This window comes from Mycobacterium scrofulaceum, assembly GCF_001667885.1.
Taxonomy (GTDB): Bacteria; Actinomycetota; Actinomycetes; order Mycobacteriales; family Mycobacteriaceae; genus Mycobacterium; species Mycobacterium scrofulaceum_C.
Map to the genome: position 1 here is coordinate 1 of NZ_LZJW01000011.1, position 646 is coordinate 646.

Here is a 646-nt window from a genome sequence, read left to right on the forward strand (position 1 = left end):
TGCTGATCGCCGAACACGTCACCGTGCTGAGTCAGACCCCCTCCGCGCTGGCCGCACTGTCCCCCCACGGGCTAGATGAGGTGGCGGTGATGGCCGCCGGGGAGGCCTGCCCACCCGAGATCGTGCAGCGCTGGGCGCCCGGGCGGGTGATGCTCAACGGCTACGGGCCCACCGAAACCACCGTGTATGCCACCATCAGCGCCCCGCTGGTGCCCGGTTCGGCCAGCGTCCCGATCGGCCTACCGGTGCCCGGGGCGGCGCTGTTCGTCCTCGACCCCTGGCTGCGGCCCGTCCCGCCCGGGGTCATCGGGGAACTCTACGTCGCCGGGCGCGGGGTCGGGCTGGGCTACCTACGCCGGCCTGGGTTGAGCGCCGCGCGGTTCGTGGCGTGCCCGTTCGGGCCGCCCGGGACCCGGATGTATCGCAGCGGGGACCTGGTGCGCTGGCGGCCCGACGGGCAACTCGAGTACCTCGGACGCGCCGACGAACAGGTGAAGATTCGCGGGTACCGCATCGAACTCGGTGAGATCCGTGCGGCTTTGAGCGAACTCCCGGGCGTCGGACAGGCCGCGGTGGTCGCCCGTGAGGACCGGCCCGGTGACCGGCGGCTCGTCGGTTACATCACCGGCACCGCCGATCCCGGCGG

Annotated in this window: 1 protein-coding gene; it reads left to right on the forward strand. The window is 72.9% G+C overall.

Annotation, left to right across the window (positions count from 1 at the left end; all coding sequences use genetic code 11):
- The coding region (locus tag A5681_RS00865; RefSeq protein ID WP_156737792.1) for an AMP-binding protein at positions 1–646 on the forward strand (646 nt) is incomplete at both ends.